28 protein-coding genes are annotated in these 25,120 nt (G+C 30.2%); 1 reads left to right on the top strand and 27 read right to left on the bottom strand.

The features are described 5' to 3' along the window. Nucleotides 1–253: 253 nt before the first annotated feature. From QSV08_RS07735 to QSV08_RS07660, 16 genes are all read right to left on the bottom strand, one after another. The gene (locus tag QSV08_RS07735) at nucleotides 254–1,015 is read right to left on the bottom strand and encodes a hypothetical protein (RefSeq protein WP_324027824.1); all 762 of its coding nucleotides are present in this window, start codon (nucleotides 1,013–1,015) and stop codon (nucleotides 254–256) included. Nucleotides 1,016–1,517: 502 nt separating this feature from the next. Beyond that, a complete protein-coding gene (locus QSV08_RS07730; protein ID WP_324027823.1) occupies nucleotides 1,518–2,480 on the bottom strand; it encodes an SH3 domain-containing protein in 963 nt (320 codons plus the stop codon). A 90-nt stretch (nucleotides 2,481–2,570) separates the two neighbouring features. After that, on the bottom strand, nucleotides 2,571–3,389 hold the full coding sequence (locus tag QSV08_RS07725; protein ID WP_324027822.1) for an NADase-type glycan-binding domain-containing protein: 819 nt from the start codon (nucleotides 3,387–3,389) through the stop codon (nucleotides 2,571–2,573). Nucleotides 3,390–3,652: 263 nt separating this feature from the next. Further along, nucleotides 3,653–4,312 carry a hypothetical protein gene (locus QSV08_RS07720; protein WP_324027821.1) on the bottom strand — a complete coding sequence of 220 codons (660 nt, stop codon included), beginning with the start codon at nucleotides 4,310–4,312 and terminating at the stop codon, nucleotides 3,653–3,655. 214 nt (nucleotides 4,313–4,526) lie between these two features. Further along, complete coding sequence (locus tag QSV08_RS07715) at nucleotides 4,527–4,916, bottom strand: hypothetical protein (RefSeq protein WP_324027820.1); 390 nt, start codon at nucleotides 4,914–4,916, stop codon at nucleotides 4,527–4,529. A gap of 381 nt (nucleotides 4,917–5,297) precedes the next feature. Further along, a complete protein-coding gene (locus tag QSV08_RS07710) occupies nucleotides 5,298–5,936 on the bottom strand; it encodes an energy transducer TonB (protein ID WP_324027819.1) in 639 nt (212 codons plus the stop codon). Between the two features lie 958 nt (nucleotides 5,937–6,894). Next, nucleotides 6,895–7,290, bottom strand: coding sequence for a hypothetical protein (locus tag QSV08_RS07705; RefSeq protein WP_324027818.1), 396 nt, complete (start codon nucleotides 7,288–7,290; stop codon nucleotides 6,895–6,897). Nucleotides 7,291–7,418: 128 nt separating this feature from the next. Beyond that, nucleotides 7,419–7,853, bottom strand: coding sequence for a hypothetical protein (locus tag QSV08_RS07700; protein ID WP_324027817.1), 435 nt, complete (start codon nucleotides 7,851–7,853; stop codon nucleotides 7,419–7,421). 373 nt (nucleotides 7,854–8,226) lie between these two features. Further along, nucleotides 8,227–8,700 carry a hypothetical protein gene (locus tag QSV08_RS07695; RefSeq protein WP_324027816.1) on the bottom strand — a complete coding sequence of 158 codons (474 nt, stop codon included), beginning with the start codon at nucleotides 8,698–8,700 and terminating at the stop codon, nucleotides 8,227–8,229. Between the two features lie 496 nt (nucleotides 8,701–9,196). After that, the gene (locus QSV08_RS07690) at nucleotides 9,197–9,472 is read right to left on the bottom strand and encodes a hypothetical protein (RefSeq protein ID WP_324027815.1); all 276 of its coding nucleotides are present in this window, start codon (nucleotides 9,470–9,472) and stop codon (nucleotides 9,197–9,199) included. 247 nt (nucleotides 9,473–9,719) lie between these two features. After that, complete coding sequence (locus QSV08_RS07685; RefSeq protein ID WP_324027814.1) at nucleotides 9,720–10,454, bottom strand: DUF7003 family protein; 735 nt, start codon at nucleotides 10,452–10,454, stop codon at nucleotides 9,720–9,722. 216 nt (nucleotides 10,455–10,670) lie between these two features. After that, the gene (locus QSV08_RS07680) at nucleotides 10,671–11,204 is read right to left on the bottom strand and encodes a hypothetical protein (protein ID WP_324027813.1); all 534 of its coding nucleotides are present in this window, start codon (nucleotides 11,202–11,204) and stop codon (nucleotides 10,671–10,673) included. 53 nt (nucleotides 11,205–11,257) lie between these two features. Further along, a complete protein-coding gene (locus tag QSV08_RS07675) occupies nucleotides 11,258–12,115 on the bottom strand; it encodes an IS3 family transposase (protein ID WP_324026495.1) in 858 nt (285 codons plus the stop codon). Further along, nucleotides 12,115–12,510 carry a transposase gene (locus tag QSV08_RS07670; RefSeq protein ID WP_226989911.1) on the bottom strand — a complete coding sequence of 132 codons (396 nt, stop codon included), beginning with the start codon at nucleotides 12,508–12,510 and terminating at the stop codon, nucleotides 12,115–12,117. The genes QSV08_RS07675 and QSV08_RS07670 overlap by 1 nt, the downstream gene beginning before the upstream one ends. A gap of 233 nt (nucleotides 12,511–12,743) precedes the next feature. Then, the gene (locus QSV08_RS07665) at nucleotides 12,744–13,409 is read right to left on the bottom strand and encodes a hypothetical protein (RefSeq protein WP_324027812.1); all 666 of its coding nucleotides are present in this window, start codon (nucleotides 13,407–13,409) and stop codon (nucleotides 12,744–12,746) included. Between the two features lie 181 nt (nucleotides 13,410–13,590). Next, complete coding sequence (locus tag QSV08_RS07660; protein ID WP_324027811.1) at nucleotides 13,591–13,980, bottom strand: hypothetical protein; 390 nt, start codon at nucleotides 13,978–13,980, stop codon at nucleotides 13,591–13,593. Nucleotides 13,981–14,569: 589 nt separating this feature from the next. Here QSV08_RS07660 and QSV08_RS07655 point away from each other — a divergent pair. Further along, nucleotides 14,570–14,707 carry a hypothetical protein gene (locus tag QSV08_RS07655; RefSeq protein ID WP_324027810.1) on the top strand — a complete coding sequence of 46 codons (138 nt, stop codon included), beginning with the start codon at nucleotides 14,570–14,572 and terminating at the stop codon, nucleotides 14,705–14,707. A gap of 139 nt (nucleotides 14,708–14,846) precedes the next feature. Here QSV08_RS07655 and QSV08_RS07650 read toward each other — a convergent pair whose 3' ends face one another. The 11 genes from QSV08_RS07650 to QSV08_RS07600 all read right to left on the bottom strand — a co-directional run bounded on the left by QSV08_RS07650 (nucleotide 14,847) and on the right by QSV08_RS07600 (nucleotide 24,991). Further along, complete coding sequence (locus QSV08_RS07650; protein WP_324027809.1) at nucleotides 14,847–15,662, bottom strand: hypothetical protein; 816 nt, start codon at nucleotides 15,660–15,662, stop codon at nucleotides 14,847–14,849. Between the two features lie 163 nt (nucleotides 15,663–15,825). Further along, on the bottom strand, nucleotides 15,826–16,410 hold the full coding sequence (locus tag QSV08_RS07645) for a hypothetical protein (protein WP_324027808.1): 585 nt from the start codon (nucleotides 16,408–16,410) through the stop codon (nucleotides 15,826–15,828). A gap of 902 nt (nucleotides 16,411–17,312) precedes the next feature. Next, complete coding sequence (locus tag QSV08_RS07640; protein WP_324027807.1) at nucleotides 17,313–17,900, bottom strand: hypothetical protein; 588 nt, start codon at nucleotides 17,898–17,900, stop codon at nucleotides 17,313–17,315. A gap of 377 nt (nucleotides 17,901–18,277) precedes the next feature. Beyond that, nucleotides 18,278–18,844: an ankyrin repeat domain-containing protein gene (locus tag QSV08_RS07635; protein ID WP_324027806.1), complete on the bottom strand. Its 567-nt coding sequence runs from the start codon at nucleotides 18,842–18,844 to the stop codon at nucleotides 18,278–18,280. A 70-nt stretch (nucleotides 18,845–18,914) separates the two neighbouring features. Continuing rightward, nucleotides 18,915–19,331, bottom strand: coding sequence for a hypothetical protein (locus QSV08_RS07630; RefSeq protein ID WP_324027805.1), 417 nt, complete (start codon nucleotides 19,329–19,331; stop codon nucleotides 18,915–18,917). 140 nt (nucleotides 19,332–19,471) lie between these two features. After that, entirely contained in the window at nucleotides 19,472–19,993 is a 522-nt protein-coding gene (locus QSV08_RS07625; protein WP_324027804.1) for a hypothetical protein, read from the bottom strand. A 187-nt stretch (nucleotides 19,994–20,180) separates the two neighbouring features. After that, on the bottom strand, nucleotides 20,181–21,158 hold the full coding sequence (locus tag QSV08_RS07620) for a hypothetical protein (RefSeq protein WP_324027803.1): 978 nt from the start codon (nucleotides 21,156–21,158) through the stop codon (nucleotides 20,181–20,183). Nucleotides 21,159–21,326: 168 nt separating this feature from the next. After that, nucleotides 21,327–22,493: a hypothetical protein gene (locus tag QSV08_RS07615; RefSeq protein ID WP_324027802.1), complete on the bottom strand. Its 1,167-nt coding sequence runs from the start codon at nucleotides 22,491–22,493 to the stop codon at nucleotides 21,327–21,329. 177 nt (nucleotides 22,494–22,670) lie between these two features. Further along, nucleotides 22,671–23,252 (bottom strand): hypothetical protein, encoded by a 582-nt coding sequence (locus QSV08_RS07610; RefSeq protein WP_324027801.1) that lies wholly within the window; start codon nucleotides 23,250–23,252, stop codon nucleotides 22,671–22,673. Between the two features lie 506 nt (nucleotides 23,253–23,758). Beyond that, entirely contained in the window at nucleotides 23,759–24,190 is a 432-nt protein-coding gene (locus tag QSV08_RS07605; protein WP_324027800.1) for a hypothetical protein, read from the bottom strand. A 201-nt stretch (nucleotides 24,191–24,391) separates the two neighbouring features. Next, a complete protein-coding gene (locus QSV08_RS07600) occupies nucleotides 24,392–24,991 on the bottom strand; it encodes a GNAT family N-acetyltransferase (protein ID WP_324027799.1) in 600 nt (199 codons plus the stop codon). Between the last annotated feature and the right edge of the window lie 129 nt (nucleotides 24,992–25,120).

Raw genomic sequence — 25,120 nt, 5'->3', positions numbered from 1 at the left:
ATTATTTATTGACAGTATTAATAATTATTCAAGAATGTATATAAAACATAATATTTTCAGTTTTTCAGCTATTCTTAATAACAGTTAAGGGTTCGGTTATGGCAAGTAGGGCAGCGTATAAGCACTACATTTAAAGTTTAAAACTTAACTAAATACAAATATTTTGATTTTCGTTTAAATGCCGATATTTTATCTTTTACAGACTATCATTGATAGGCACAGAGATTTCAATTAAGAGTATACGTGCTATGTATTATTCTGTGTACAGACTATAACTGCCTCTTCTTTTAATAAATTCTTGATAGGTGAAATTATCTTTTCCAAATTCATTACGTGCTTTTATATAGTCTCTCCAGTAATAAAATGGTTGACCCGAATAAGTCGGATCTTCAATATCAGATTCACTATTAATTAAAACAGTTAGTGTTGATTCTCTTAAACCCTCGTCTTCCAACAAGTAGTATTCCAACCTATAAAATTTGTTATTCTCTTTGTCTTCCCATATAACAGCATCCAAATTTTTATTTTCTTTGTAACTACTATTAAAATGTTTGAAACTAGGAGTTCCTAATTTTTCTGTTAATTGATTATATACAATTTTAGGGTTTTCTTTTAGAGTAAAATATGCTAATGTATATGCTGTAATTATATTCTTTTCATCATATTCAAATGATACGTAATTTGAATAAGATGATTCTCTAGTTTGATTCTGTAGTGCTACATTATTAATAGATAATATTTTTTTAGACTCTGAGCTTCTGAATTTATCGCCATCTAGTACAAAATCATTATCATCTGTTTTTTCATTTATAATATCATCGATATTAGTTTCGCCAAGTTTTACTTTCAATAAGTCAAAATCGTTATTTTCTGTTTTTTCACTTATAATATCATCGATATTAGTTGAGTCAAGTTTCACTTCCAATACGTCAAAATCGTTATCTTCTGTGCTATCATTTATAATATCATCGATATTAGTTGAACGAAGTTTCTCTTCTTTTAATTCACCATTCAATTTACAAGCAGTAATAAGCAAACAGATAAATAAGTATTTTGTGCTTTTTTTTAATAATATAAAATCTCTCATTGCTAAGTTTTATTTTTATAGTATTACCAACGTTATTATAAAATAATAGTTGCATGGTTAAGAGCGAAAGAAGATATTCTTAACTGAAGGGTAGAGCGGAAAGAAAATGTCTAGTAAACATTTTTAGCGGAAGTGCCAGCCTGCACTTTAGAAAAGTAACGTATAACTAACTAGAGAAGTCAGTAGAAGTCATGTTACTTACGGGAAATGAGCTAGGGCAGCACCCTAGAAGTCTCACGAGTAAGGAAGGCCAGCACGTAATTCTCTTCAAAATTCGTGTAGGAGCACACGTTGTAGCCTATGCCTAAATTAGAAGATAGTGCCAAGGGAGGAAAGAGCCTTGGTTTGATGATGTACAATCAGCTGAATACGAAGTATGTACGTATGGTGGAGTGGGAGGAGCACAGTGCACTTTATAGCTCACGAACGTCTATTCGATTTTTTTTTTTTTGGTTTTTATTTTCGCTTTAATATATTTTTTTATACCATTATCTTTGATGTAAGAATATATAAATTCATCATCACTTACCCAATAGAATTTATCAAAAGAACATTTATCTTTATCAAATCTTTTTGTTCCAGTTAGAAAATCAGTTAAGTACACAAAATCATTTCCTTTTTTTTCTTGAAAAAAATAACTACCACATTCTTGACCAGAAAACCAACCATTTAATCTATATTTTCTACTAGGAGAATGTAATATATATTCTGGGTTTCCAATTGTATTGATAGTTTCTCCTGTTTTTATACTAATTGAAAACTCAATTGTATCTCTAACTACAAAGAGTAATATTTCTTCAGATGGATAATAAGCAACCACATCAAAATTGACTAGTTCACTTCCTAAATTAAGAATTTGTCCGTTAGGTAAAAAAATGTTTTTTATTACTTTTTCTCGTCCTTCATCGGCCATAGGATTATCAATCCATTTGACTCTTCCAGATAGCATTTTTTCAATCTCTTTCAAATCAATAAGTTTAGTAGGTGCATGGTTGGTCTTTTTATATGAAGTAAAAAAAGTTAAACTATCTATTTTTCTTGTTACTATTTTAATAGAAGATTTGTTTAAATTTTCTAAATATTCTTTCACAACATAGCCCGTTTTATCCCTGTCATACTCCTTATCATTTATATCCAAAAAAGGAAAATTATCGTATTTTATTTTTACCCATTCAGAATTAATTTTTTCATTATTTTCTGAATTGGTATATTTAATATCTGTTTCTTCAATTATTTGGCAAAGCGTTCCATAGGTTAACTTTCCAATTCTTTCTGAATTAATAGTAGCTTCCTTTCTTAAAATTAAACCACTCGTTGCATTTGAGAAATAATAATCTTGACTCCAAACTAAAACGTAATTAAGTAAGAAAAATAGATAAATTACTTTTTTCATTTTTTTTAAATTGTAGGTAACGTTTATTGTATGATGCGTTTGAATTCTGCCGGGTAGATATGCATTATAAAAACTGTGTGTGCCAGTATATTATTTTTTATTTTTCTTCTGCTTTTCTCTTGAAATAGAAATTTTTTCTAGCACATCGTTATAATCATATTTTTGATCTATACTTGAATGTATTACAATATTTAAACATTTTTTCATTTCTGAAATACATACTAAGTCATATTTTTCTCCTTTATAAAAATTTAAGGGTTTAAGTATAACTGTATCATCTCTTTTGAAAAAACCTGCAATTTGAAATTCTTGAATATATGGCGTGTCTAATAAAGTAACTAATCCTTTAGATTCATCGTTAATAAATACCTCTAAATCTTTTACTCTTCCAAAATCTTTAAAAGCTTGTTTCGATGTTACATTTCCATTTACTAAAGAAAACCTTAATGGGTTTAGCAATGTGTCATTAACACTTAAGATGTCATCAACGTTAGAATCAGGAAAAACTTCTAATCGAGCTGTTTTATTAAGTTTTACAATTATTTTAATATCCTCCTCGTACATATTGAATGAAAAATATGTTTTAAAAGAATCGTCTGAAAGATATTTCGATTTTGAGTTATAAGGTTCTACAATAAAATCAAAATTTAAAGCTTCAGAATAATTAAAGTCAGTATAGTCAAATGGACCATTAAACTTTCGTGAAAAAATAATAGGGTCACTAATATCAAAATTAGCGTAAAGCCAAAAAAGTTCTTTATTTTCAGAATTTTCTGATAATTCGTAAACAGAAACACTATCTATTTTAGCTAGTACAGTTGTATTTGCACTACTTATTTTTTGAGCTTTACAAGCTAGAGCTAGTGAAATTATAATGGAGACAAATATTATATTAATAGCATTTCTCATATTTGTTTTTATTATGTACAACGCTTGACCTAAGCATATTACGTAGGCAAGGAAACTTTTCGTTTCCGTCTTAGAACGAAGCTAAAGCTTGTTGCCCGCCTGAACGCACCTTATCGGTACGGGCGGGTTTTGATTTATTTTTTCTATTCTAAAGCTAAATCTATACCCGATAGCTATCGGGGTTAGCGACTTTATAAATATACACAGACCTTTCGGTTTTGCCCGAAGCCCGTATTGTTGATAGCCTTTGTTATACTTCGCTTTTATTTTTCCATTAATGTTGGGGAATCTTTCAAACTAATATTCCTTAATTCTCCATTACAATTCTTAATAATTTCACCCAGCAAATATGAACTTGAATTTTTTTCTTTTCCAATTCTGATATATGTAAAACAAGAATCTTTAGTATCGCTAAATTGAGTTACTAAATAAGACAAGTCTGACAATCGGCTTTCATCTGTTTCAGAACCAAAATAGAAATTTGGCGATAAATCTGCTTGTCCATTAGAGTTAAAACTTGATTTTCCAAATAATACCATTTCAATTCTGTAATCTATTGTTGTATAGTTTACTCTCTTAATAGTTAATGCAATTGCTAAATTGCCTTTTCGTGCAGTTAAAACCGTTCTTTTACCAATTTTTGGTTCACTTGGAAATGAAATAGTATCTCTATTGTCTAAAATCAATAAGCTGTCAGTAAACAATGCGTTTTCTACTTTTGTCTCTTTAAATTTTTTCAAAAAACTAATTGAGTAATGTGTACTATCTTTTATGACAATCGATTGGTTTTTTAGGGCTACTTGAACGTGCGAATTATCAGTTTCTTTAATAATTTCTTGTTTCTCATGGGTATTCTCTTTTTGTTTTGACTTGCATCCAATCAGAATGAAAAATGCTAAAATTATATAGAAAGTTTGTTTCATGTTAAATGCAGTACAACGTTTGGTATAATTAGCGTAGGGCAGTTGATAAGCACTACATTTCGAGTTTTACACTTAGCTTAATATAAATACTTTATTTTTTATAGATTGTTACCGACAGGCCTTTATTTCTTCTTTTCTAAATTCATTATTAAAATCATAAAACTCACCCGAAACCTTCTGTAAGAATTATTAACATTTTATTTTCCATTAACTATTAGAAGACAAATAGAAATGAAAAATCTACAATATTTTTCTTGTCTAAAAAATAGAAAAGTAAGTTTAAAAGGCCTGAGGTTATTACTAAAAGAAAAGAGGCGAAAAGACTAAATAAAAACCTGTTTTTCTTTATTTTAAATTTAGGATTTATTTGGTATATGTGTAATGGTAAAAAAAACAAAAAAGCAATTCCAGCCCCAAACAAACTCATTATTAAAATTGCAAGTTTTTGAAATTCCATAAAAGTTGTATCCTCTTCAAAAAAACTAGAAAATATACTCATATCACTAAAAACAAATTCAATACCAATTAGAGCCAAAACTAAACCGAATAATAAATGAATTAGCAACCAACCTGTATATTCTAATATTTTTTTTGAATAATTCATTCTTGTAATCAATTAGTTTTTTCTAAAATTCAATATGAGGGCTACAACCATTTGCTACATAATTTTTCCTTCCTTCTTTTTCAGTTGGTTTGAATTTTATAATAAAATCTAAATTATTGTACATTTTTTTTGCTTGTAGGTAACGGTTCGGCAAAGCATAGTGCGAAAGTAAGGAGACTTTTCGTTTTCGTCTTAGAACGAAGCTAAAGCTTGTTGCCTGCCAGAACGTGCCTTATTGGTATGGGCGGGTTTAGTTTTTTTTTATCCAAAGCTAAATCCAATCCCGATAGCTATTGGCATTAGTGACTTTATAAATATACACAGACCTTTCGGTTTTGCCCTAAAGCCCGTATTATGTTTAGCTTGTGTAGGCTTTAGTTTTTATTGCAGTTTAAATGTAATAGGCATTGTTTTATAGACTAAAACATTTTGACCATCTTTCTTATATGGTTCTAATTCTTTTAAAGAATTCATTATTGAAAAACATTCAGTATCTAAGGTAATATCAGCCCCTTCTAAAATTCTTAGGTTATCAACTTTTCCATTCTCGTCTATTGTAAACTGAAATGTTACTTTTCCTTGAATTCCTTGTTCTTGGGCTATTTCAGGATATCTGAAATTTTTTACAATGTGCTGATGAATTTTTTCATTATTAGAATCTGATTGAATAGACATTCTCAATTCTGAATATTTAATGGCGTTTTCAGGAATAAACTCTCCATATTTTAGAGTGAAATTATAGTCTCTAGTAGATTCAATATTTCCTTTTTTGTCATACCTATACCATATTCCATATGGTTGATTTCCCAAGTACGATTGGGTCCAAATTTTCTGCCCTTTTTTGGTTTTGCTAAAAATATGAGTAGTTACGCTGTCATTTATCTTTTTTATTTCAAGCATGTATGGTCCACTTTCGACTTCCGTCTGACCATATTTATCTTTAAAATATTTGATTTCAGAATCTACCTGACAAATAACTAGATTTGAAAATAATAGCATTAAGATTAGAATTCTTGTCATGAATGTTAATTTAAATTACAGCTAAAGTTTATTGACCGCCAGAACGTACCTTATTGGTAAGGGCGGGTTTAGTTTTCTTTTTTTTGTCCAAAGCTAAATCCCAAAGATTTAGCGACATCATAAATATACACAGAACTTAGCGTTTAAACCTAAGCCCGTATTAATTATAGCCATTGTTACCACACGTTTTTTTGCCCGAGTGTACCGTTTTCATTGCGTTTTCAATGATTTTCAATTCCGACCGAGTTGGAAATCTATCCGCAACAGTTTCGTTTGATTGAGTTCCATTTGCGCAAACTATCTAAGAAGTCCAACAGCGGTATTATTCCGTTCGATTAAAAAGTCTAGAATTTTTATTAATCAAAACCTAGGCAACGTTGTTTAATTTAATTTTTCGGCAAACTATCCCAAATTACTTGACTAATTGACGGGTCTTCTAAATAATATTTTATATAAATATTTTCTCCAATACAATTGTCATTATGCTGGCAATCATCAAAAAGCCTCTTAGACATAACTTCATTATTAAATTCAATGTTATCAACTTCATATTTGTATTTCAAATAATAATTTGAGATTCCAACCTCGTCAAATTGTGTAATAAATCCAATTGTCAATATTGGGTTTGACTCAATAAGTTTATTATCCTTAGCATCATTTAGCCACCTAATTGCGCTAAACAAAACAACGATTACAACTATTGTCCAGATTAATATATCCTTTGCTTTAATTTTAGATGTTTTTTTTCAAAATGTGTGGTAACGTTTTAGCTATAAACAGTGCGGGAGCAAACTAGCGTTTACTTTCCGCCATGCACAAAGCGAAATCTTTTGGTTTTGTTTTTTCTTTTTTCTGTCAAAGCGAAATCCCAAAGATTTCGCGACCTCATAAAAATACGCAAACCTTAGCGTTTAAAACCTAAGCCCGTATTGTTTATAGGTTGTGTTGTGTGTAGTTTTTATTCCGATTCTGCTTTATCAAACTCGAGAAATTTATTTGTAAACCGTTTAATTTCTTTTCTCTGTTTTATTTTAAACTCTGTTATTATTACTAATCCAGTTACAACAGAAGCTAGCAGAATTCGCCAGTCTCCTTTTAAGATTGATATTCCGGTCATTAATACTCCAAATCCAAGTAATACTTTTGCCGCTATGCTCATTGGATATATGAAATCAAACTTCACGTCATATTTTTCGTCATCATTTAAGATTCCGATTATCCTATGATTATTCGGGAAATGATTAGGCAACAGTTCAAACTTTTCAGGTCCAACATATCCATTGTAAAATCCGTTCGCAATTAGCTTATTCAGAATTTTCAAGGATTTGTCGTTTTTGGTTATCGTTTGCTTCATTTCTTAAATTACGCACAACGTTTATGTATAAGAATAGTTGCGGTTTTGTATACGAGGATTTTTCGAAGAAAAATCAGACGTTACAAACACGCAACGACCTTTGATTAAGCACTAAATCGCAATTGTTTTTACAAATCTAGTTTTATATAAGTTTTTCTAAAAATTAGCCAATTAAAAATAATAGACACTAATAAGCTAGACATAATAAGTAATATCAAATTAATTGAATCAGGAGAGTATAATACTATATCCTGTTTATGGTTTAAAAATATCCAAAAATAATCAATTGAATAAGTAAAAAATGTAGCTAAGATATAGGCTGTAAACCACTTTAATTTAGATTTTATATTAATTAAAATTAACATTAAAAGTAAAGGAAATAAGAAAAAACAAGGAATTTGCTCATATAACCCATAAAGTCCTATAGCAAAGCCCCAAAATACATTGTAAAATTCTTTATAATCGTTATTAGCAATTTTTAGTATAAAACTAAATGTTGAGTAATAAGCAAACAAATGAGTAATCCAAATTAACAAGAATAAATTTGACTTATTTAGCTTCATTTTCTTCTTTTATTAGTTTGTTTTCTTCTTGTAAAAATCCATTTTCATCTACTTTACCTTAAAGTTTTCGGACATAGGTTTATGTTAGTCCAAAGAAAGCAACAGCATTGGTAAATCTATTATTTAGCCAGTCAGCGAATAGTTTTATTCTTGAATTCAAATTTGATGATGTGCCAACTTGTTTCATTTAGCTAGGATTTCAGATTGTTGCTAACGTTGTTTTGTATGATTAGTTGTGGGTTTGTATGCGAGGATTTTTATCAGGAAAATCAAACGTTACAAACACGCAACGACTTTTTATTAAACACAAAACCGCAATTGTTTTTATACGGCTTAAGGTTGTTTTTACCTCAGGTCTTTGTTGCCAGTAGTATTATTCGCGATTTTTGATCTTTTCGTACTCTTCATATTCCGCTTGAGTAGCCTTTTCGTCATTTATAAAATATTCATTTCCGACATCTGACCACCAAGTTAATCCGTGTTTTTTTCCGTTCACATAATGAATTTTCCACATCATTTCTTCGGCCGTTTGGTCGTAAACAATGTCAAATCCGTTTTTCATTCCGTTCTCAAATTCTGTTGTTCCAGTTAGTTTACCATTGCGATATCCTTTTTGAAGTCCTACAACTTTTCCATCTTCGAATTCACATAAACTATATTCATCCTTATCAGGATTTAATATCAGTTTATATTTTCCGTTGAGATATTTATCTGCTTTTTTGGCTTTGATTTGAGTAGTATCGTTATTCACTTCAAAATCCAATTCGCTAAATGATATGGTCTTAAACTCTTGGGAAAATCCTTGATAAAATCCCAAAAATAAAAATATGTAAATCAGTTTCTTCATATTACTGGCAACGTGATTGTGTATGATTAGTGGCGTGTTTAAGCACCTAGTTTAGTAAATAAAAATTGAATATAAAATCCGATAGGATTTTTTGTAAGTAGGCGAGAACCTAGCAATTAATTATATATGGTTTTGCCACACGTTTTTATCTTTTTTTAATTATTAGCATTCTTTACGAATATCGTCCATTTGGATATTCTGAAGGTAAGGTTACGTGAGTTTTAATAATAGTTTGATTCTAATCTCTAATTAGTTGTATATTTTTTTTTACTTAAAATACAGTCGTAGTTCCACTTAATGCGAAAAATCAATTTTTGATTTCATTATAATTTTTTAAATTTTTAAGTCTGTTTTCATTTAATTTCGAAATAAGTTTCTCCATTTTTAAATTTGGAACTTTTTCGGTCTAAATACTTTTCTATTTGTGGTCTATGAAAATATTTTTCAGTCCTTTAAATTTTGTTTGCGTTTTAATTTTAATGGTACATTAAATATTCTATACACCTTGGAGTAAGAAACCAAATAGTGCTTGATAATCTAATAGAGCTAATAAAAAGGGTAAAGCGAAAATTACAATACTAATGGATTGATATACTTTGTTTGTTTTTTTTGATATAATAATCAAGAATATGTAGAAAATTAAATAGTAAATAAATAAAAATCCAAATGCCACACTAATTAGTGGAGTATACCCTCCCATTGAAAGAGCAATAATAATAAGTATTAAAAGTATTAATAACAATACTTGCGTTGCAATCTTTAACTTTTTCATATGGTATGTTCTAATAGCACTAATTCATTCTTTTTTAAATGTGTGGCAACGGCTAGGCTAAGCCTAGTACGGAGGTAAGGAAACTTTTCGTTTCCGTCTGAGCACGAAGCTAAAGGTTATTGTTTAGTTTTACTTTTCTTGTCCAAAGCTAAATTTATAAGATTTAGCGACATTATAAATATACACAGACCTTTCGAATTAGCCCTAAAGTCCGCATTACGTTTAGGCTTTGTTACCATACGTACTTTTACAGCGTTCCTCCATCAGGCCAATTTTTCCAATGACTATTTGATTTTTTTTTCGGTTTGTAATGTTCTGTTTGGCCAGTTTCCAAAACCTTAGCTAATTGCTTAAAAGTTTCGTTTTTACTTGGAAGTTCGGAATCTGCACAATCAGGATGATTCCATTCTGTCAATTCTATGATTTTTGGCAAATCCATTGGAATTCGCTCCCGAATTTCTTTTTCGGTCGCAAAAAAATCATCGTTATAATCTGGCTCTAAGCCTCTTAAAAATTCCCAAATGAAAATTTTACCATCTTCTTCTAGTTGAATTCCTTTATCGAGATAAAATTCTCGATTATGATTAATGGAAATTTGATTATTTCGCAAAAGCATAGTTTTTGCTTTTGGATTTAAGTAATCGCCATATTCGGCATTAAAAGTTGGAAAGTCCAAACTGTTATCGGTAAGGTATAGGAAGTTTTCGTTGTCAGTTCCTGGCTCTGATTTTATGCAGTTTCCAAAAATATGTAAGCAATTAGAAATTCCAAAATGACCAGCAGCACGATAATTATATCCAATGACCTCTATTATTAACACCCATCTTTTCTCATCTCGAAAAGCTTTTAACTTTGAACATATTGGATAAACGTATCCATTATCAAGCATAGGAAAACTAAAATCTTCGGCACACATATCTAATTGAGTTAGGATATGTTTTGCTGAATACTCCCGTTTTTTCTTAAATTTGAAAAGGTTCATTAGTATGTATGGTAACGATTGGGCTAAGCGTAGTGCGGAGGCAAGGAAACTTTTCGTTTCCGTCTTTGCACGAAGCTAAAGCTTATTGTTTTGCTTTTTCTTTTTTGTTCCAAAGCTAAATCCATGAGATTTAGCGACTTCATAAATATACACAGACCTTTCCGTTTAAGCCCTAAAGTCCGCATTGCGTTTAGGTGTAGTTGTGTGGCGTACTTTTTACCAACTAACTCTCGTTATAATTACCGATTTATTATCGTCCAAAAACCCAACAGAATAGTGTTTTCCATTTTTCCGTTGTCTAACGTATTGTTTAGAATATGATTTTCTTCCTTTTTTCCGTTCGATATAATCTAGCTGGTCAGAACCCATTTTATTTCCTTTTTCGTCAAATCCACCAGTTTTCAATTGAGTTTCTAATTTTTCTAGGTCATTTTTATCTAGTTCTATTAAAAATGAGGATGTATAATCTCCAAAATGGTCAGGAAAAGAAGCTGTCTTATATTTAATTTTTCCGCTTTCTGGAAATTCCATATTCGTCACTTCTTTAAAATCAGCTTTATAGAATTCCGCTGATGGATAAACTGCACCGTAAATGAAATATCCAACAGTTAGAATTGGTATTAAAGCAAGCAATCTTAATCTTTTATCATATCCTTTCTTTTTAATCCATCTGTAAATCAAATATGAAATTCCAATTGGTATTCCAATACCCAGAATTATTACAATTAAAAAGAGAATTATTAATTCCATCCGGTTTTTCAGTATGTCACGTCCTAAAATACGGCTACAGATTAATATTAGTTTTAAGCGGCATATTGATGCACGTAATCTGGTGTTTTATAATCTAAAGATAAATGCAATCTTTTAGAGTTGTATAGTTTGATTGCATTTTTGGCTGCTTTTTTAGCATGTACCACGCTGGTAAAGGTTTGGTCAAGATAAAATTCATCTTTTAGAATACCGTTTACCCTTTCGGCTAGGGCGTTTTCATAGCAATGGTTTTCTTCAGTCATACTGATTTTAATTTTCTTTCTTTTTAGTATTTGGGTATAGACATTACTGCAATATTGAATACCTCTGTCGGAGTGATGAATAAGGCTGTCAATGTTCTTAGCATTGTAAATAGCTTTATTTAAAGCTCTGACACAACCTTTTAGTTCAAGACTATCACTCAGGTCGTATCCAACGATTTTACGGGAGTACATGTCCGTAATCAATGCCAGGTAACAGAATCCTTTTATGGTTCTGATATAGGTAATATCGGATGCCCAAACCTGATTAGGTCTATTGATCTTCAAGTCTTTTATAATGTTATTATACTTATAGAATCTGTGATATGAATTGGTAGTTCTACAGGAGTATCTCTTTCTTCTTATGAGCAAATTGTTTTCTCTTAAGATACTGAATAGCTGGTCTCTACCTACTTTAAGGTCGTACTTATAAAACTCATCTTTTAATGATCTCATGAGTTTTCTGGTGCCTTCTCTGGGCAGTGTTCTTCTACTTTGCCGGACAAGTTCGATTATATCCTGTTCTATCTGTTTTTTGATTAAAAACCTTTTTTGGTATTTGTAATAGGCATCTCTTTTCAGATCAAAAGCATTGCAGATAGTACCAATTGAATACAGCCTTTCATTACGGTTTATCGGTGCTACTTTCATCAAGGCTTTATGTTTAAGTTTTTTTTTAATTCCTCAACATCTCTATAGCCCAGGTTCTCGGCAGCTACCTCGAGATAGCTATCGGTCACCAGTTTGTCCAGGTCCTTTTTAATAAGAAGGTCCTTAAGTTGTTTCAGCTCTTTTTGAAGGGCTTTGATACGGGAAAGTTCGTCGTCTGTTTGCACGGTTACACGGGTGTTCATTAAATCTTTACGATCATACTTTTTAATCCATACGTTTATAGTACTGGATTGTATACCGTAAGTTAATGCAATTTGTCTTTTGGAATGGTTTCCTTTGGTAAGTTCTGCCAAGACTTTGAGCTTGAAGCTCTCACTATAGCGTTTTACATATCCATCATTTTTATACATATACTTGAAGTGTTTTGTATACATATTTCAGGACGGGTCAGTATGACACACAACGTCTCCGTATATGAAACGTAGCGTGTAAAAAGACACTATCGTTTCGGATTATACACGAGCCTAATTTTTAAATTTTTCTTTTTATCTTAGTTTTCTCAAAAAGCCAAATTTAAAAATTTGGCGGTCTTTACAAATACACAATAACCTTTGGTAAAGCCTATAATAGCTATGTTTTATATACATTGTTGTAGGTAGTGATTTATTCACGTATTTTGGATAAAAAATATCCCTGCTTCATTTCCTGATTTTAATTTCTTTATATTTTTATCTAAATAAAAGTAACCAATTCCATTTTGGAAAATATGTAAATCATTTTCAATATCCTCTTCTAATAATTGTAAATAGAAAGTATACTTAGGGTGAGGATTAATAATATCTTGTTCAAAAAATGGAATATCTTTGAATTTTGATACATCTAATCCCATTCCGTTTTCTTCAAAGAAAATATGTTCTTCGTCCATATGCTTTTCCTTATTACTTGAATCAAGTTCAAAATATTTTTTTTCCAGCACAGTTTCACTCAAAGAAAAGTTACTAGTTTCAATTTTAGTGTCATAAATTAAAACTTTACTATAGCCTTCATTTAACATTTTCAAATCAGAATTAGAATTGACTGTAAATTTTGAAGATATTGTTTCTTTAACTCCACCCAGAATATGATTTTCTATTGAAATGAATATTGATATTTGCTTATTTTCGTCTAAACTACCATTTTTAAAAAAATTCGGATATAAAGTACAAAAGTGTGTTTGATAAGTTTCTTTATTAGGAATTTTTGGCCAAATATTTTCTGACATATTTATAGTTCCTCCACCTAAATATCCAATACTATTTTCTGTCTTTTTTACTGTAAATATCAGTTTTGCCATTAATTATTAATCTTTAGTTAATGCTTGGTTTTCATTACCTACAACGTTTATGTATAAGAATAGTTGCGGGTTTGTATGCGAGGATTTTCCGAAGGAAAATCAGACGTTACAAACACGCAACGACCTTTGATTTAACGCTAAACCGCATTTTTTTTACATACTGTGTAGCCATTAGTTTTTTTTATTCCGCTTTTGTTTTTACTGGAACTAAAAATTTGTGAGTAAAATTTTCTCCGTTTTCAATTCGTTCAGTTACTTGTATTTCCAATTTTCCATTTACAAGAGTTTTTTCTATCGGCGTAATTGTAAATCGAAAACTATCTTTGTCGGTTTGGTTTACCATAATTCCAGGTCCGAAAATCAGAAGTTTTTGGTTGTCTATATTTTTCGTTTCAAAATTTGCTTTGGTCGGTTTTCCTACAACTAAAAATTCCGCATCGTTTTCTAAAACTATTTGTATTTTTTTGTCCGCTTTTGAGTAAACAAAATTCGATTTAGTTTTATTTCCGCAACTTGCTAAAGTCAGAGTTATTATTCCGAAAAATATGTAATTCAAAACCTTGATTTTCATTTAATTTCTCCGCTTTTTTTAATTAATGGCAACGTTAAGTATAAGAATAGTAAGGGGTTAAAATATACTGACTTTCAGTTTAGCACTTAGCCAAATCTTAGATTTGGTATTTTACCTTTTCCTTATACTAAATGCCAAATCAAAGATTTGGCGGACTTCATTAATATGCATAAACTTTCGGTTTGGCACTTAACCCTTATTATTTTTATACCGTGTGTGTGCCCAGTATGGGCATCTTTACCTTATAGCAATATAAGGATTTATTTAGAGGGTGTAAGTCCCTTATGCGCTGGAGTAACTTCTGGAAGCATTAGTAAGTCGCAAGGGTGGTAACTGCGAAGTTACATCTGAAGAAAGCGAGACTACAAAACTCGGTACTGACCCTTCAACTTTCGCTCAGGGCAGGCCAAGCAGGAATCGTATACAGAGGCATATTCATCTGGGTAAGCAAGCACACTTCGGCAGGTTCAGTGCATCGCATCATTGTAACGCCCCAAGATTACAAAAAGGTAAGTATGTAGATACGGCAGGGATCGAGTGAAAGAAGGTGTTCTTACCTGGGGAGGTCTCCAAAGCTACGTGTAGCTACATGGAGAAGTCAGCAGAGGTCATAGTACTTACAGATATTGAGCTAGGGCAATACCCTAGAGGTCTCACGAGTAAGGAAGGCCCGAACGTAATTCTCTTTAAAATTCGCATAGGAGCTCACGTTGTAGCCTATGCCTAAATTTGAAGATAGTGCCAAGGGTGAAAAGAGCCTTGATTTGATGATTTACAAACCGCCGTATACGAGACCCGTATGTACGGTGGTGTGAGGGGTGCACTCTGTCATTTGATGGCGGAGCCAACCACTCGATTAGACACAGTTATTTGTTTTCTGAATTAAATATTTGCTCTAAATTGATTTCATCAAACTCTTCAAATGAATAATCTAGTTCAGTATATATCGTTTGAAGTATGGGTAATTTTAAAGAAGTCTTTAATGGGGCTAAAAGACTGTAATTATTATCTTGATCTTTCCAAATTTGAATCATTGAACTTTTGTCAATAATTTTTATTTCATAAAACTGTTTATCGTTTAAATGATAAATGAAAGTTTCATTTTTTGTTTTTTCAATTTCAGAAAAATAACTTACCTGAATACCATCCATATAAGTAAATGCTATTGAATTATTATTTAAATATATTGGGAAATAAACATAATTGGAATTAACAACGAGATTATTTTTGTAAGATTCAACTCTAAAATATGTGCTCTCTAATGATTTGTTTGTGTTTTCTGTTTTATTATTTATTTCATTTTCATAAACATATTTCCCATTATTTATCTCATTTTTCAAATAAAATAAAGTGTAAGAACTCATTATGGACTTAAGACTTGTATTATTTCTATAATCAATAATAGTACAGTTTTCTTCTTTATATTTTCCTTCTCCTATTTTTTTATACTCTAAAATTTGAACAGAATCATTTGAAGTAATTGACTTAATTTCATTTGAAATAATTTCACTTTTTTCTAATGTCATTTCTCTAACATTAATTTTGTTTATCTTTTTAAGATTATCAATAAATTCTAAATTTGGACTGTTTTTTATTAATTGTCGAAATTCATTTTTTTCTTTCTTATCAATTTTACAATTGAAAAATAAAGCTAGTATTAAAAAATAAATTATTCTTTTCATTTCCGGCTGTTTTTATGTTATTGTGCCTAACGTTTATGTATACGGAAAGTTGCGTGTTTGTATGCGAGGATTTTCCGAAGGAAAATCAGACGTTACAAACACGCAACGACCTTTGATCAAGCACTAAACCGTAATTATTTTTATACGGTGTTACCACACGTTTTTATTTTATTTCAATTTCAATTTCTTTCGACATTTTCGAATAATAAAACACTTGGATTTTATACTTTTCTTTCGGCAAAGTGCTTTTCGGATTAGATTCTGTTTGTTTTAAAATCGGAATTTTTAATAAATCGACAGAATATTCTTTTGTTTCGTTCGGTTTGAGTTCGATTTCATATTCTTTTAGGTCGTCTGGTGAAAATAATTGCGAACTAAAAATATGACTTGAAACTTGACTTGTTAATTCCACATTATTTAAATCCATAATTGATGCTCCAGTTCCGATTGGGTGTTCCCAATAATCTCTAATCATTATTTTTTCGGTCTTATTGGATTTGTTTTTCCAAACGAGTTTTATTTCAATTGGTTTGTCAGCATAATATTCCTTTTCCACTTTGATATTGAATTCAACCTTGTCTGATGTAGGATAGCCAGGAAACTGGATTTGTGCGTTTAATTCCGCATTCAGATTTTCTTTTTGAGCATCTTGCTTAACTCCTTTAGCAAATTCAAACATTTCAAGTCCGAAATAAGAAATTCCGATAATTAGAGTTCCAATTATTGTTATTAAAATTCCTTTTTTCATAGGTCTTGTCAAATGTGTGGTAACGCTTAAGCTAAGCGTAGTGCGGAGGCAAAGAAACTTTTAGTTTCCGTCTGCGAACGAAGCTAAAGCTTATTGTTTTGATTTATTTTTTCTTGTCAAAAGCTAAATCCGTAAGATTTAGCGACATTATAAATATACACAGACCTTGCGAGTATGACACAAGTCCACATTAATTATAGATTTTGTTACCACACGTTTTTTTCACTACAACGTTTTAAACTCGTATTTATTCAGCTAAGATTGGTCTTTCTACATCTAAGGTGTTGGGGTATAGGTTTACGCCAGTCTATACGTTTAGGCGTAAAGGGGAAATACCAGTTAGTAGTAAGTTAGTTGGCTTGGCAAACAGTCAAAGGCAAGTTCAGGTACCTTACCATGATAACTCTGCTATTGTCGTTAACGGAAAGATTACAATGCTTAAAACTCATCTAAAAAGGGTGGAAGAACAATTTTGGATTAGGAAATATAGAGACCAAATTTAAAAAGATGTACTAATGGCTGCATAACCGACTACGCTAGTACATATGGCACGATTGCGAGGAACTAGAGCGCAAACGATATAATCTCGCTGGCTTAAGTATAAAACAGGATCAAGAGTATGCTTGGAGTAGAACAAGGATGGGAAGCTGGGCAGTAGCTCAATGCCCCATACTTAAATCTAATAGTACCAAAAAAAGGCAAAGAAAATGAGGTTATCAAACTATGCTAGCGCACTACCTCGTTGTAAAGTTTTGATATAATGAACCGCCGTATACGAGACCCGTATATAGGTTAGTGGGTGAGGTGCACTGTGGGCTTTATCGCTCACGACCTTTTACTCGATTGTGCAAAGTTTTGTATGATATTTAAAACAGGCTAAATAAAATTCGAATAATTATGTATCATAACCAATGTTCGACGTTTGAATAAACAAATCCTATTACAATTATTAAAAAACCAATCATAAAACATAAGTAAGCTAATTCAATTTGTGCAAAAGAATTTTTAATTTGTTTTTCAAGCCCATACATAGCCCTTACTTGATTACCAAAATGTAAATCAGGTTTAACTAATAATTTAGCATATGCTTTCTCGTATTCTTCAATTGGGATATTGTCGTTCAAGCCAACTATGAAAAGATTTTCTTCAAGTTTGTGATGTTTTGACAATATACTTTTTCTGTAATTTTTCAATAGGCTAAAAAGATGTGGTCTTGATGCATTTATAGCAAATATCAAAGAAGCAAAACTAAAGATAACCATCATTACGCCTATAAATCTACCATACTCTAAATTCTTTATATGCTTAAAGAAAATAATTATTGCAGAAATGATTGTTGCATTCACTTTGATCATAATAGCCGCTTTGCGGTCAATCATATTAAAGGAATTTAGATAAAATTTATTTTGATTATGTAAAAATGTATGTAAGGATTTTCGAGGTTCTTTATCTGTGTGAAAAAGTTTATGTTTTGATGATTCTGCATTCATTTTAAATGTTGTTTTTAATTTAAAATCCGTGAAATAGTTTCAAGTAAAATATAAGTAATATTTTCCATTAATAATTTCTTATAGTTTTGTGAGTTTTGCACAACAATTAAATATATAACATATCCTTTATAGATTCAGAATTAAGAATCATCATAAAAAAAATGATTTTATATACTTAAAATTCAAGCCATAGTGTAGGTTAAAAAATCTATGAACTTCTAATCGCTTTAAAGAATTTAATTTAAAAAACGTAGGGTAGGAGATAGGTTTGATTTTTCGATTTAGTTTTGCACTAAGTCTAAAGATTTCATTACTACATTGATATACGAGGCCTTTTTAAGTCAGGGTCGTATTTTTATCGATTGTGTTATGCGCCGTTATTTTGCGTCGTGCTTTTCAATTAAATCATGTAACTTTTTGTCATTTGAAATCTCGATCCAACGTCTAGATGAAATTCCGCTATGGTTTATTTTGTCTAAATCTGCTCCACGTTTTAATAGTACGTTGATAATTTCAAATCTTAGCTGGTTAAGTTCTTTTTGCTCTTCTCTCCAGGTTTTTCCATATTCTCTAATTGCAGTAAAAATTGGGTTATTTCCATTTTTGTCTTCGATAACATGAATGTCCATTTTATCATTTTTAATTAATAGTAGTGATATTTTAGAAAGTTCGTGATGTGCAAGGGCAATATGTAAGGCATTAAATCCGCTCTTATTTTTCCAATTTAAATCAACATTTTTATTAATTAAATACGTAATAATTTCAAGTTGCTCAGTAGTGCCCTGTTGCGCTTTTTTACATAAAAGCGATTCAATCAAAATTGAATTTTGACTAGAAAAATCAGTGTATTTATTTATATCAATTTTATATAGTTCTATCAACTCAATTAAACGATTCTTGTTTGGTTCAAATAGTGCTCTAAAGAGGTCTTTTTCTAAAGTCATTTTATGATTTTTATTTGAGAATTTAATGGTTTTAAAATACTTAAAAATGCCTGAAATGTATGAGCTATTCTTATTTATAAATGATGACGATACTAGAACTACCACTTTTAGGATCATAAACAGATGCTATGCTACCCCATTCATATATTCTTTTAGGTCCTATTTTAGAATTAAGCCAAACATCATATGTTTCTTTTAACTCGAGTTCTTTTTTTTTAGACCAGTTACCCCAACCTTGTGTATCTGAATTTTGATTATAGCGTGGGGTAAAATCAATCTGTTTAAGTGCTCTATTTTTAAAACGGAAGGTTATATTTAGTTTTTCATTAGTTGATTCAAGACCTTTATAGGTAATAGTACACCAACCATTATTAAAATCGTCTTGTGAGTTGGGTGAACCCAATATTTTACAAATGTCATCAGAAGTTTGTTCTTTAGAGATTACACCTGTATCAAAATTTAAATTTCCTTCTTCAGTTATGTTCATACAAGGCACTTTAGCTTAACTGGTTTTAAATACTGTTTTGTCTGCTCGTTTTAGGTATGTTTTAAGGTTCAAAGAGCATTAAGTTTTATTCAAAAACAACCTTAAAAAGTCTTGTATTACTTTGTCGTCTGTATTATAGCCTAAAGTATATTCAGTTTCTTGGCTATTTCAGTTCTCCATTTATCTTTTTCATTGAACTTGATATTGTATTCTTCTACAGACAAGTTTAAGAGGTCGAATAGTTGTTCTGCTTTATCAAATGCTATTTTTTCTCCGACATTTTTAAAATCATTTACTTCGATACCGTCGTCAATTTCACTTTCAAAATATTGTATCATAATATCCATTAAAAGTAAGTGCCAATTTTTTTCGTAGTCAGTGTAAATTTGATCGTTTTCAAGTTCGAAATAAATAATTTTTTCTATTTGATCATTGTAGGCATATACATAAAACGTTTCACCACTACAGAAAATGGGTATAAGACTAAAGTCTTTAATTATTTTGTAATTCGATATCTGAGGTAAATAAAAGTAAGCCATCTCTACATCTTCAACTTGAAAATCTAATTCTTCTACTTTGCCAATATTCTCGATGAATATTTTCGGTGCACCAAACTTTAGTAATTCACTTACTCGATTTTCTATGGTAATAAGTTTCATCATTTTTTATGATATTTGGTTGGTGTGCTCAGTAGCGTTTTAAAAGCTAGTAATTATCATTGAAGCACTGAAACATTTTTTTGAAAATCTTTTAGGGCGAATCAAATTATTTCGCAGACTTGTTTGTATGATACAGTAAAATGGGTAAAGCACATTCTGTAGTATTAACTTTGGCTATTATAAGTATTTATTATTTTACTTGCTTCTTTTGAATTAAATATTGCTTGCTGCCATAGCCTTCTACCATCATTTCTTTTATTACCATAAAATTCATTGATGAATCTGTATAGATATCGTAAGGTGTATTAGCATCATTATCATAGAGATACATTTTTAACCAATCTATTTTAAATTTAATTTTCTCAAATTTATTTAGCGTATAAAAACCTGTTCCTAACCAATGTTCAGGTCTACCACCGGTTGGGTTAAAAGAACCCTTTAATCTAGCCACCTTTTCTATTTTATGAAAATAATCAAGTGTTGCGATCTCTTTAAGAGGGTTGAATTGTAAACTATTTGAAAAATCATAATTAACAGTACCGCTAGATATATGAAAATCATCGGTAGCAATTATTTTATACCATTGTTTATCTTTTAGAAAGAAAACTTCTTGAAAGCGTTTATTAGAGATACTATCTGTACTATATCTGTATTCTAAAAAATCAGAACCGCTACTAATTTGTAATGTTTCAGCTTTGGTATGTATTTTCTCGTTATTAATTAATTGAATGGGTTTATGGGTTTTGTTGCCATCCATTAACCAGCTTAAATAAAAACCTTTTTCGAAATCTATAATATATTCGTTTGCCTTATCAAAATTTGATGCATCGAAGGTTAATGAGTCAATAACAGCACCAAGTTTATTTATTCTATAAAATTTACTATTAAACCTGAAGGGGTTAATTGATACCTCTTCACTTATTACGATACAAAAAATACTATCATTAATTCTTGTAAGTCTTTCATCATAATCAGTAACAAAAATTTTAAAATTGTATGCATCGTTTGATGTAAGGCTATCTAGATTTTTATAATTTTCATATGCTGTCGGAATTTCTAAGGGGATATAGTTATCCTTCGTACTTTTTTTTTGATTACAGCTAATACCACATGCTACAAAAGCGAAAAATAAAATGACTGTAGAAATTAATCTAGTTACTTTCTTCATATGTTATAATTGTAATTTTATACGGATACAAACTTTATTTAGAAAATAGAAACCAGACTGAAAAGATCAAAAACTCTAATTTCAAAATTATTAAACCTAGTATAGCTTAGCCTAAGGTTAAGGAATGATTTATTTTGCTTTCACCCCAGTTCATTGTTCGGTGCAGTATTATTGACCTATAGATTTTAATTCTGCAATATCACTCTTGTTGAAAAAGCCTTTAACCTTTTTGATAAAACCCATTTTCAAGTTTATTTTAAGTTCTTTTCTATTGCGTATTTCGATATTATATTTTTCAGATAATTCATCTAAATATTTATGATAAGACCTGTTTAGAACAAGCGATATCTGTTCATCTTCATTAGACATAATGGTGTCTAAATGATTTTGATTAAAATGAAAATTACTTAACTCAATCTCTTGGGTTATGTTACTGAATAAGAAGCGTTTTTGAATAAGATGAATTCCCTTGTCCGTTTCTTGTAATCTTACAATAACACCTTTCTTTAGTTTACCAATTTTAGTATTGGTCAAAACCAAAATCGATAAATTTTTTCCGTCTGTTAATTTTGTTTCCTTGCTTCTAAATAGGTTCAATAAAGGATAAACAATTAGATATTTCGTTTTGCTGATTAATCTAATAGAACGTTTGTAGAAAAATAAAGAAACAAGAAACATCATCAACGCTATAATAACTGATGTGACCGGACTAATAATACTTATAAAAATAAAGCCCGTTGCAATAACAATTTTTACAATCTCTAAAACAGCATCAATGAATGGTATTGGCGATAAAAATATTAGAATATCTATGAAAAACTTAAAAGCCATAACGATTATTAAAAAGTATAACGAGATACCTAATATTAATATGGTCTTTAAACTAACCGACAAAAAGCCGGCTTGATAAACAATCTCGCTATGTGCAGGGTCATCAGAAATAAAGGTTGGAGCCAGAATAATAATAGCATTAACAATTAAAGCAGCTTTGTTTGAAAGGTAAGTATCAACTAAACCAATCGTTGCAGTGGCTTTGTTGGTTTTAAAAACGGTACCAACTAATGAGGTAAAGAAAAAAAGTAAACCAAATAATATTAAAACTATCCAGCTACCAAAAAAAGGATTCGTTGCAACAAAATCATTATGAAAACCGACTTTAGAACAGACCGATGTTAGAAAAACAGTTAAGTATGGATTAACACCCATCGGTGCTAACTGTGCAAATTGTTCTACTAAAGCAGAATTCTGACTTATGGTTTCTTGTACTTCTAAGTTTTCTGTTTGTGCCAGAAGCATTACTGGAATAAAAATAAAAATCAGTAAAATCTTTTTCATAGGTTACTTTTTATAGTCCTAAACCAGGCAGCCATCGTTAGTGCGTAAGTAAGAGAACTTTTTATGTACGTCTAAGTACAAATTAACGTTTTGTCTCTTTCTAAAACGTTTACCTAGGCAATTAAACTTATAGGTCAGTATTTTGTATTGGTTGTATTAGTGAATGATATTTAGCTATTAATGTGATTCTATTTTAATTAATTCTTTATACATAGTATTTAAAAAATCTTGTTGTTCTTGATCTCCGGTAAAATACCGCTGGTAGAGTGTGCCACAATCTTGAATATCTAATATATTAATTTTATTAAAAGACCAATCATCAATACTTTCCACCTCAATTGCTAAATCTTCATCACAGCTTAGCCATATATCAGAGAATTTTGTTTTTTTATCTTCACTTAGTTGATTAAAATCTGAAGTAACAGTAAACCCTCGCATTTTTGGATTAAAGAATTTTCTAATAGAAATTACTGGAACACCACCCCAAACTATTGGGCTATCAACTGGAAGTTCTATTTTTTCGAGGTCATCTTCACTCATTAATTTAGCTTGCTTTCCTTCTTTAAAAAAGTGTTCCTCATAAATTAGTTTTGTTCCTTTTGGTACTAATATATGTTTAACGATCATTGGCTCAGTAACTACAAAATAGGGGTAATCTGTTTGTGTTGTGCCATGGTAACCTAGACTACCACTGCAGCCAGATAAAAGTATTATGCTTAATAAAATGAAAGAAAATCTAATATTTTTCGTGAATCTCATACTATTATTTTAATAATTTATATGACTAAATATAAATGTTGCTAACGTTTATGCTTAAGTATAATTGTAAATTGGTATAAGAAGATATTCTGTTTTAAAATCGAATGCTTGTACATCTATATATGCCATTGAATTATATTATAATTATAGTTAAAAGTAATTTTTAACTATTTAATTCTCAAACATTTCTAAAATCGAAGTTTTTCATTTTCATTTTTGTTGAACCAACTAGAGCTCTTAAGTGCTGCGCTTGCAATGATAATAATACAACAAAAAATAGTAGGGGCAGAGCGGTCTTGAAAGTTATCTTTCTTATTTCAATCTTGCACCCAATAATAGAAGCTAAGGCACTAGCATAATAAGAAGTTTAGAATTTATCACCTTGTTTTAATAACCGCTTACAGACGCTAATTATAACGTCTATGTCATTTCTAAGCTTGAACTAGTATAATATTCATTTCGGTTAACGTTTTACATTCGTAGTATCTAACTATGTAACAAATAGGCTAATCTATTAATTCTTTGATTTTTATTAAATCATTAAAATTTTCTGATTTTAGTTTCACTGTTATTGAACTGCTTTTTAGTACCCTATGTTTAGTGCCTTTCAGAATTAGACACTTATCTTTTATATAACAATCATTTAAAGAAATGGTCATCGGCTTTTTACTATGCAATACATTTTTCTTTACAAAATGATGAGAATAAGAACTGTTTTTAATAACTATTCTAGTTTCATATATGTTCATATGACCATACCAAAAATCAACACCTAAAGCTTCTGTATCTATTATTTGCAAATTGCTAAAGCGTGCTATTATTTTTTCATTAATTACGTCATTAGATAAGTCAGAACTGTTTTTTACAGCATACATAATACCCCAAATAGCTAATAGTATGAATACTGAAAAAAAGAATAAAGGAATATAAGTATTCATTAACAGTGCTTTTAAATTGAATTTTGACGACAGTAAAATATAGAATAGCGATTAAGTTCTTGTTTGCTTTTATAATTCATATACAGAATTAATTTAGCAGAATCTAAAGCTATTTCTAGACGATATTTCTGTTCAATAAACTCTAAGGCAATTCATTTTATGGGTTACGGTATCTAGTTTTTATTTTAAAATACTATTCTCTTAATAGGTTTCAAATTCAGAAAAGAGCTCATCTTTAAGTTCTTTCCATTCATTTTTAATGATGCTATAATAGACATCAGTTCTACTTTCTCCATTTGATGCGATGTGGTTGTTTCTAAAAACACCTTCTTTTTGCGCACCTAATTTTTCGATTGCTTTTAATGATCTTAAGTTAGCTTTGTCTGCACTAAACTGTATTCTTCTAAAGCCGATTTCTTCAAAGCCAAATTTCAATAGTTCATACTTGCAGGCTTTGTTTATGCCTGTGCCTTGAAAATCTGTTCCGTACCAGGTCCATCCAATTTCGCATTTTTGGCTAGAGGTGTTTAAGTTGCCGTATCTAGTACTGCCTGCAACTTTATTGGTTAGTTTGTCTATAACTAAAAACGGATAGCACAAGCCGCTGTTTTTATCTTTAATCGTCTTAGAGATGTAATTCTTTAAGCCCTGTTCGTTATTTACACTCATTCCCATAAATTCCCAGATTTCTTTATCGAAAATTATTTCTTTGAGCTCTTCATTTCTTTCATTCTCAAAAGGGAGTAATAGTACACGATCGTTTTCAAGCTGAATTTTTGTTTTTAATAATTTTGGTTTCATTTTTAATTTCTTAGAATTTTTAATTTATGGTAAGTAGGGTAGTAGACTAACAATTGTTTTATCAAACCAATTAGGAAAAGCTTTTATTTTTTTTCTTGAATGGCATATAGTAACATGATAATAATCAAA

Source organism: Maribacter sp. BPC-D8 (assembly GCF_035207705.1).
Taxonomy (GTDB): Bacteria; Bacteroidota; Bacteroidia; order Flavobacteriales; family Flavobacteriaceae; genus Maribacter.
This window is presented reverse-complemented; position numbering and strand designations above follow the sequence as displayed.

Coding starts and splice junctions, on each gene's coding strand:
- QSV08_RS07650 (WP_324027809.1), bottom strand. CDS start 15,662: ATGAAAAGAATAATTTATTTTTTAATACTAGCTTTATTTTTCAATTGT.
- QSV08_RS07625 (WP_324027804.1), bottom strand. CDS start 19,993: ATGATGAAACTTATTACCATAGAAAATCGAGTAAGTGAATTACTAAAG.
- QSV08_RS07670 (WP_226989911.1), bottom strand. CDS start 12,510: ATGTATACAAAACACTTCAAGTATATGTATAAAAATGATGGATATGTA.
- QSV08_RS07655 (WP_324027810.1), top strand. CDS start 14,570: ATGGAGAAGTCAGCAGAGGTCATAGTACTTACAGATATTGAGCTAGGG.
- QSV08_RS07730 (WP_324027823.1), bottom strand. CDS start 2,480: ATGAAAAAAGTAATTTATCTATTTTTCTTACTTAATTACGTTTTAGTT.
- QSV08_RS07700 (WP_324027817.1), bottom strand. CDS start 7,853: ATGAAGCTAAATAAGTCAAATTTATTCTTGTTAATTTGGATTACTCAT.
- QSV08_RS07675 (WP_324026495.1), bottom strand. CDS start 12,115: ATGAAAGTAGCACCGATAAACCGTAATGAAAGGCTGTATTCAATTGGT.
- QSV08_RS07630 (WP_324027805.1), bottom strand. CDS start 19,331: ATGAACATAACTGAAGAAGGAAATTTAAATTTTGATACAGGTGTAATC.
- QSV08_RS07705 (WP_324027818.1), bottom strand. CDS start 7,290: ATGAAGCAAACGATAACCAAAAACGACAAATCCTTGAAAATTCTGAAT.
- QSV08_RS07660 (WP_324027811.1), bottom strand. CDS start 13,980: ATGAAAATCAAGGTTTTGAATTACATATTTTTCGGAATAATAACTCTG.
- QSV08_RS07635 (WP_324027806.1), bottom strand. CDS start 18,844: ATGACTTTAGAAAAAGACCTCTTTAGAGCACTATTTGAACCAAACAAG.
- QSV08_RS07615 (WP_324027802.1), bottom strand. CDS start 22,493: ATGAAAAAGATTTTACTGATTTTTATTTTTATTCCAGTAATGCTTCTG.
- QSV08_RS07690 (WP_324027815.1), bottom strand. CDS start 9,472: ATGAAAAAGTTAAAGATTGCAACGCAAGTATTGTTATTAATACTTTTA.
- QSV08_RS07645 (WP_324027808.1), bottom strand. CDS start 16,410: ATGAAAAAAGGAATTTTAATAACAATAATTGGAACTCTAATTATCGGA.
- QSV08_RS07680 (WP_324027813.1), bottom strand. CDS start 11,204: ATGGAATTAATAATTCTCTTTTTAATTGTAATAATTCTGGGTATTGGA.
- QSV08_RS07715 (WP_324027820.1), bottom strand. CDS start 4,916: ATGAATTATTCAAAAAAAATATTAGAATATACAGGTTGGTTGCTAATT.
- QSV08_RS07665 (WP_324027812.1), bottom strand. CDS start 13,409: ATGGCAAAACTGATATTTACAGTAAAAAAGACAGAAAATAGTATTGGA.
- QSV08_RS07725 (WP_324027822.1), bottom strand. CDS start 3,389: ATGAGAAATGCTATTAATATAATATTTGTCTCCATTATAATTTCACTA.
- QSV08_RS07720 (WP_324027821.1), bottom strand. CDS start 4,312: ATGAAACAAACTTTCTATATAATTTTAGCATTTTTCATTCTGATTGGA.
- QSV08_RS07640 (WP_324027807.1), bottom strand. CDS start 17,900: ATGAATGCAGAATCATCAAAACATAAACTTTTTCACACAGATAAAGAA.
- QSV08_RS07695 (WP_324027816.1), bottom strand. CDS start 8,700: ATGAAGAAACTGATTTACATATTTTTATTTTTGGGATTTTATCAAGGA.
- QSV08_RS07600 (WP_324027799.1), bottom strand. CDS start 24,991: ATGAAACCAAAATTATTAAAAACAAAAATTCAGCTTGAAAACGATCGT.
- QSV08_RS07605 (WP_324027800.1), bottom strand. CDS start 24,190: ATGAATACTTATATTCCTTTATTCTTTTTTTCAGTATTCATACTATTA.
- QSV08_RS07620 (WP_324027803.1), bottom strand. CDS start 21,158: ATGAAGAAAGTAACTAGATTAATTTCTACAGTCATTTTATTTTTCGCT.
- QSV08_RS07685 (WP_324027814.1), bottom strand. CDS start 10,454: ATGAACCTTTTCAAATTTAAGAAAAAACGGGAGTATTCAGCAAAACAT.
- QSV08_RS07710 (WP_324027819.1), bottom strand. CDS start 5,936: ATGACAAGAATTCTAATCTTAATGCTATTATTTTCAAATCTAGTTATT.
- QSV08_RS07610 (WP_324027801.1), bottom strand. CDS start 23,252: ATGAGATTCACGAAAAATATTAGATTTTCTTTCATTTTATTAAGCATA.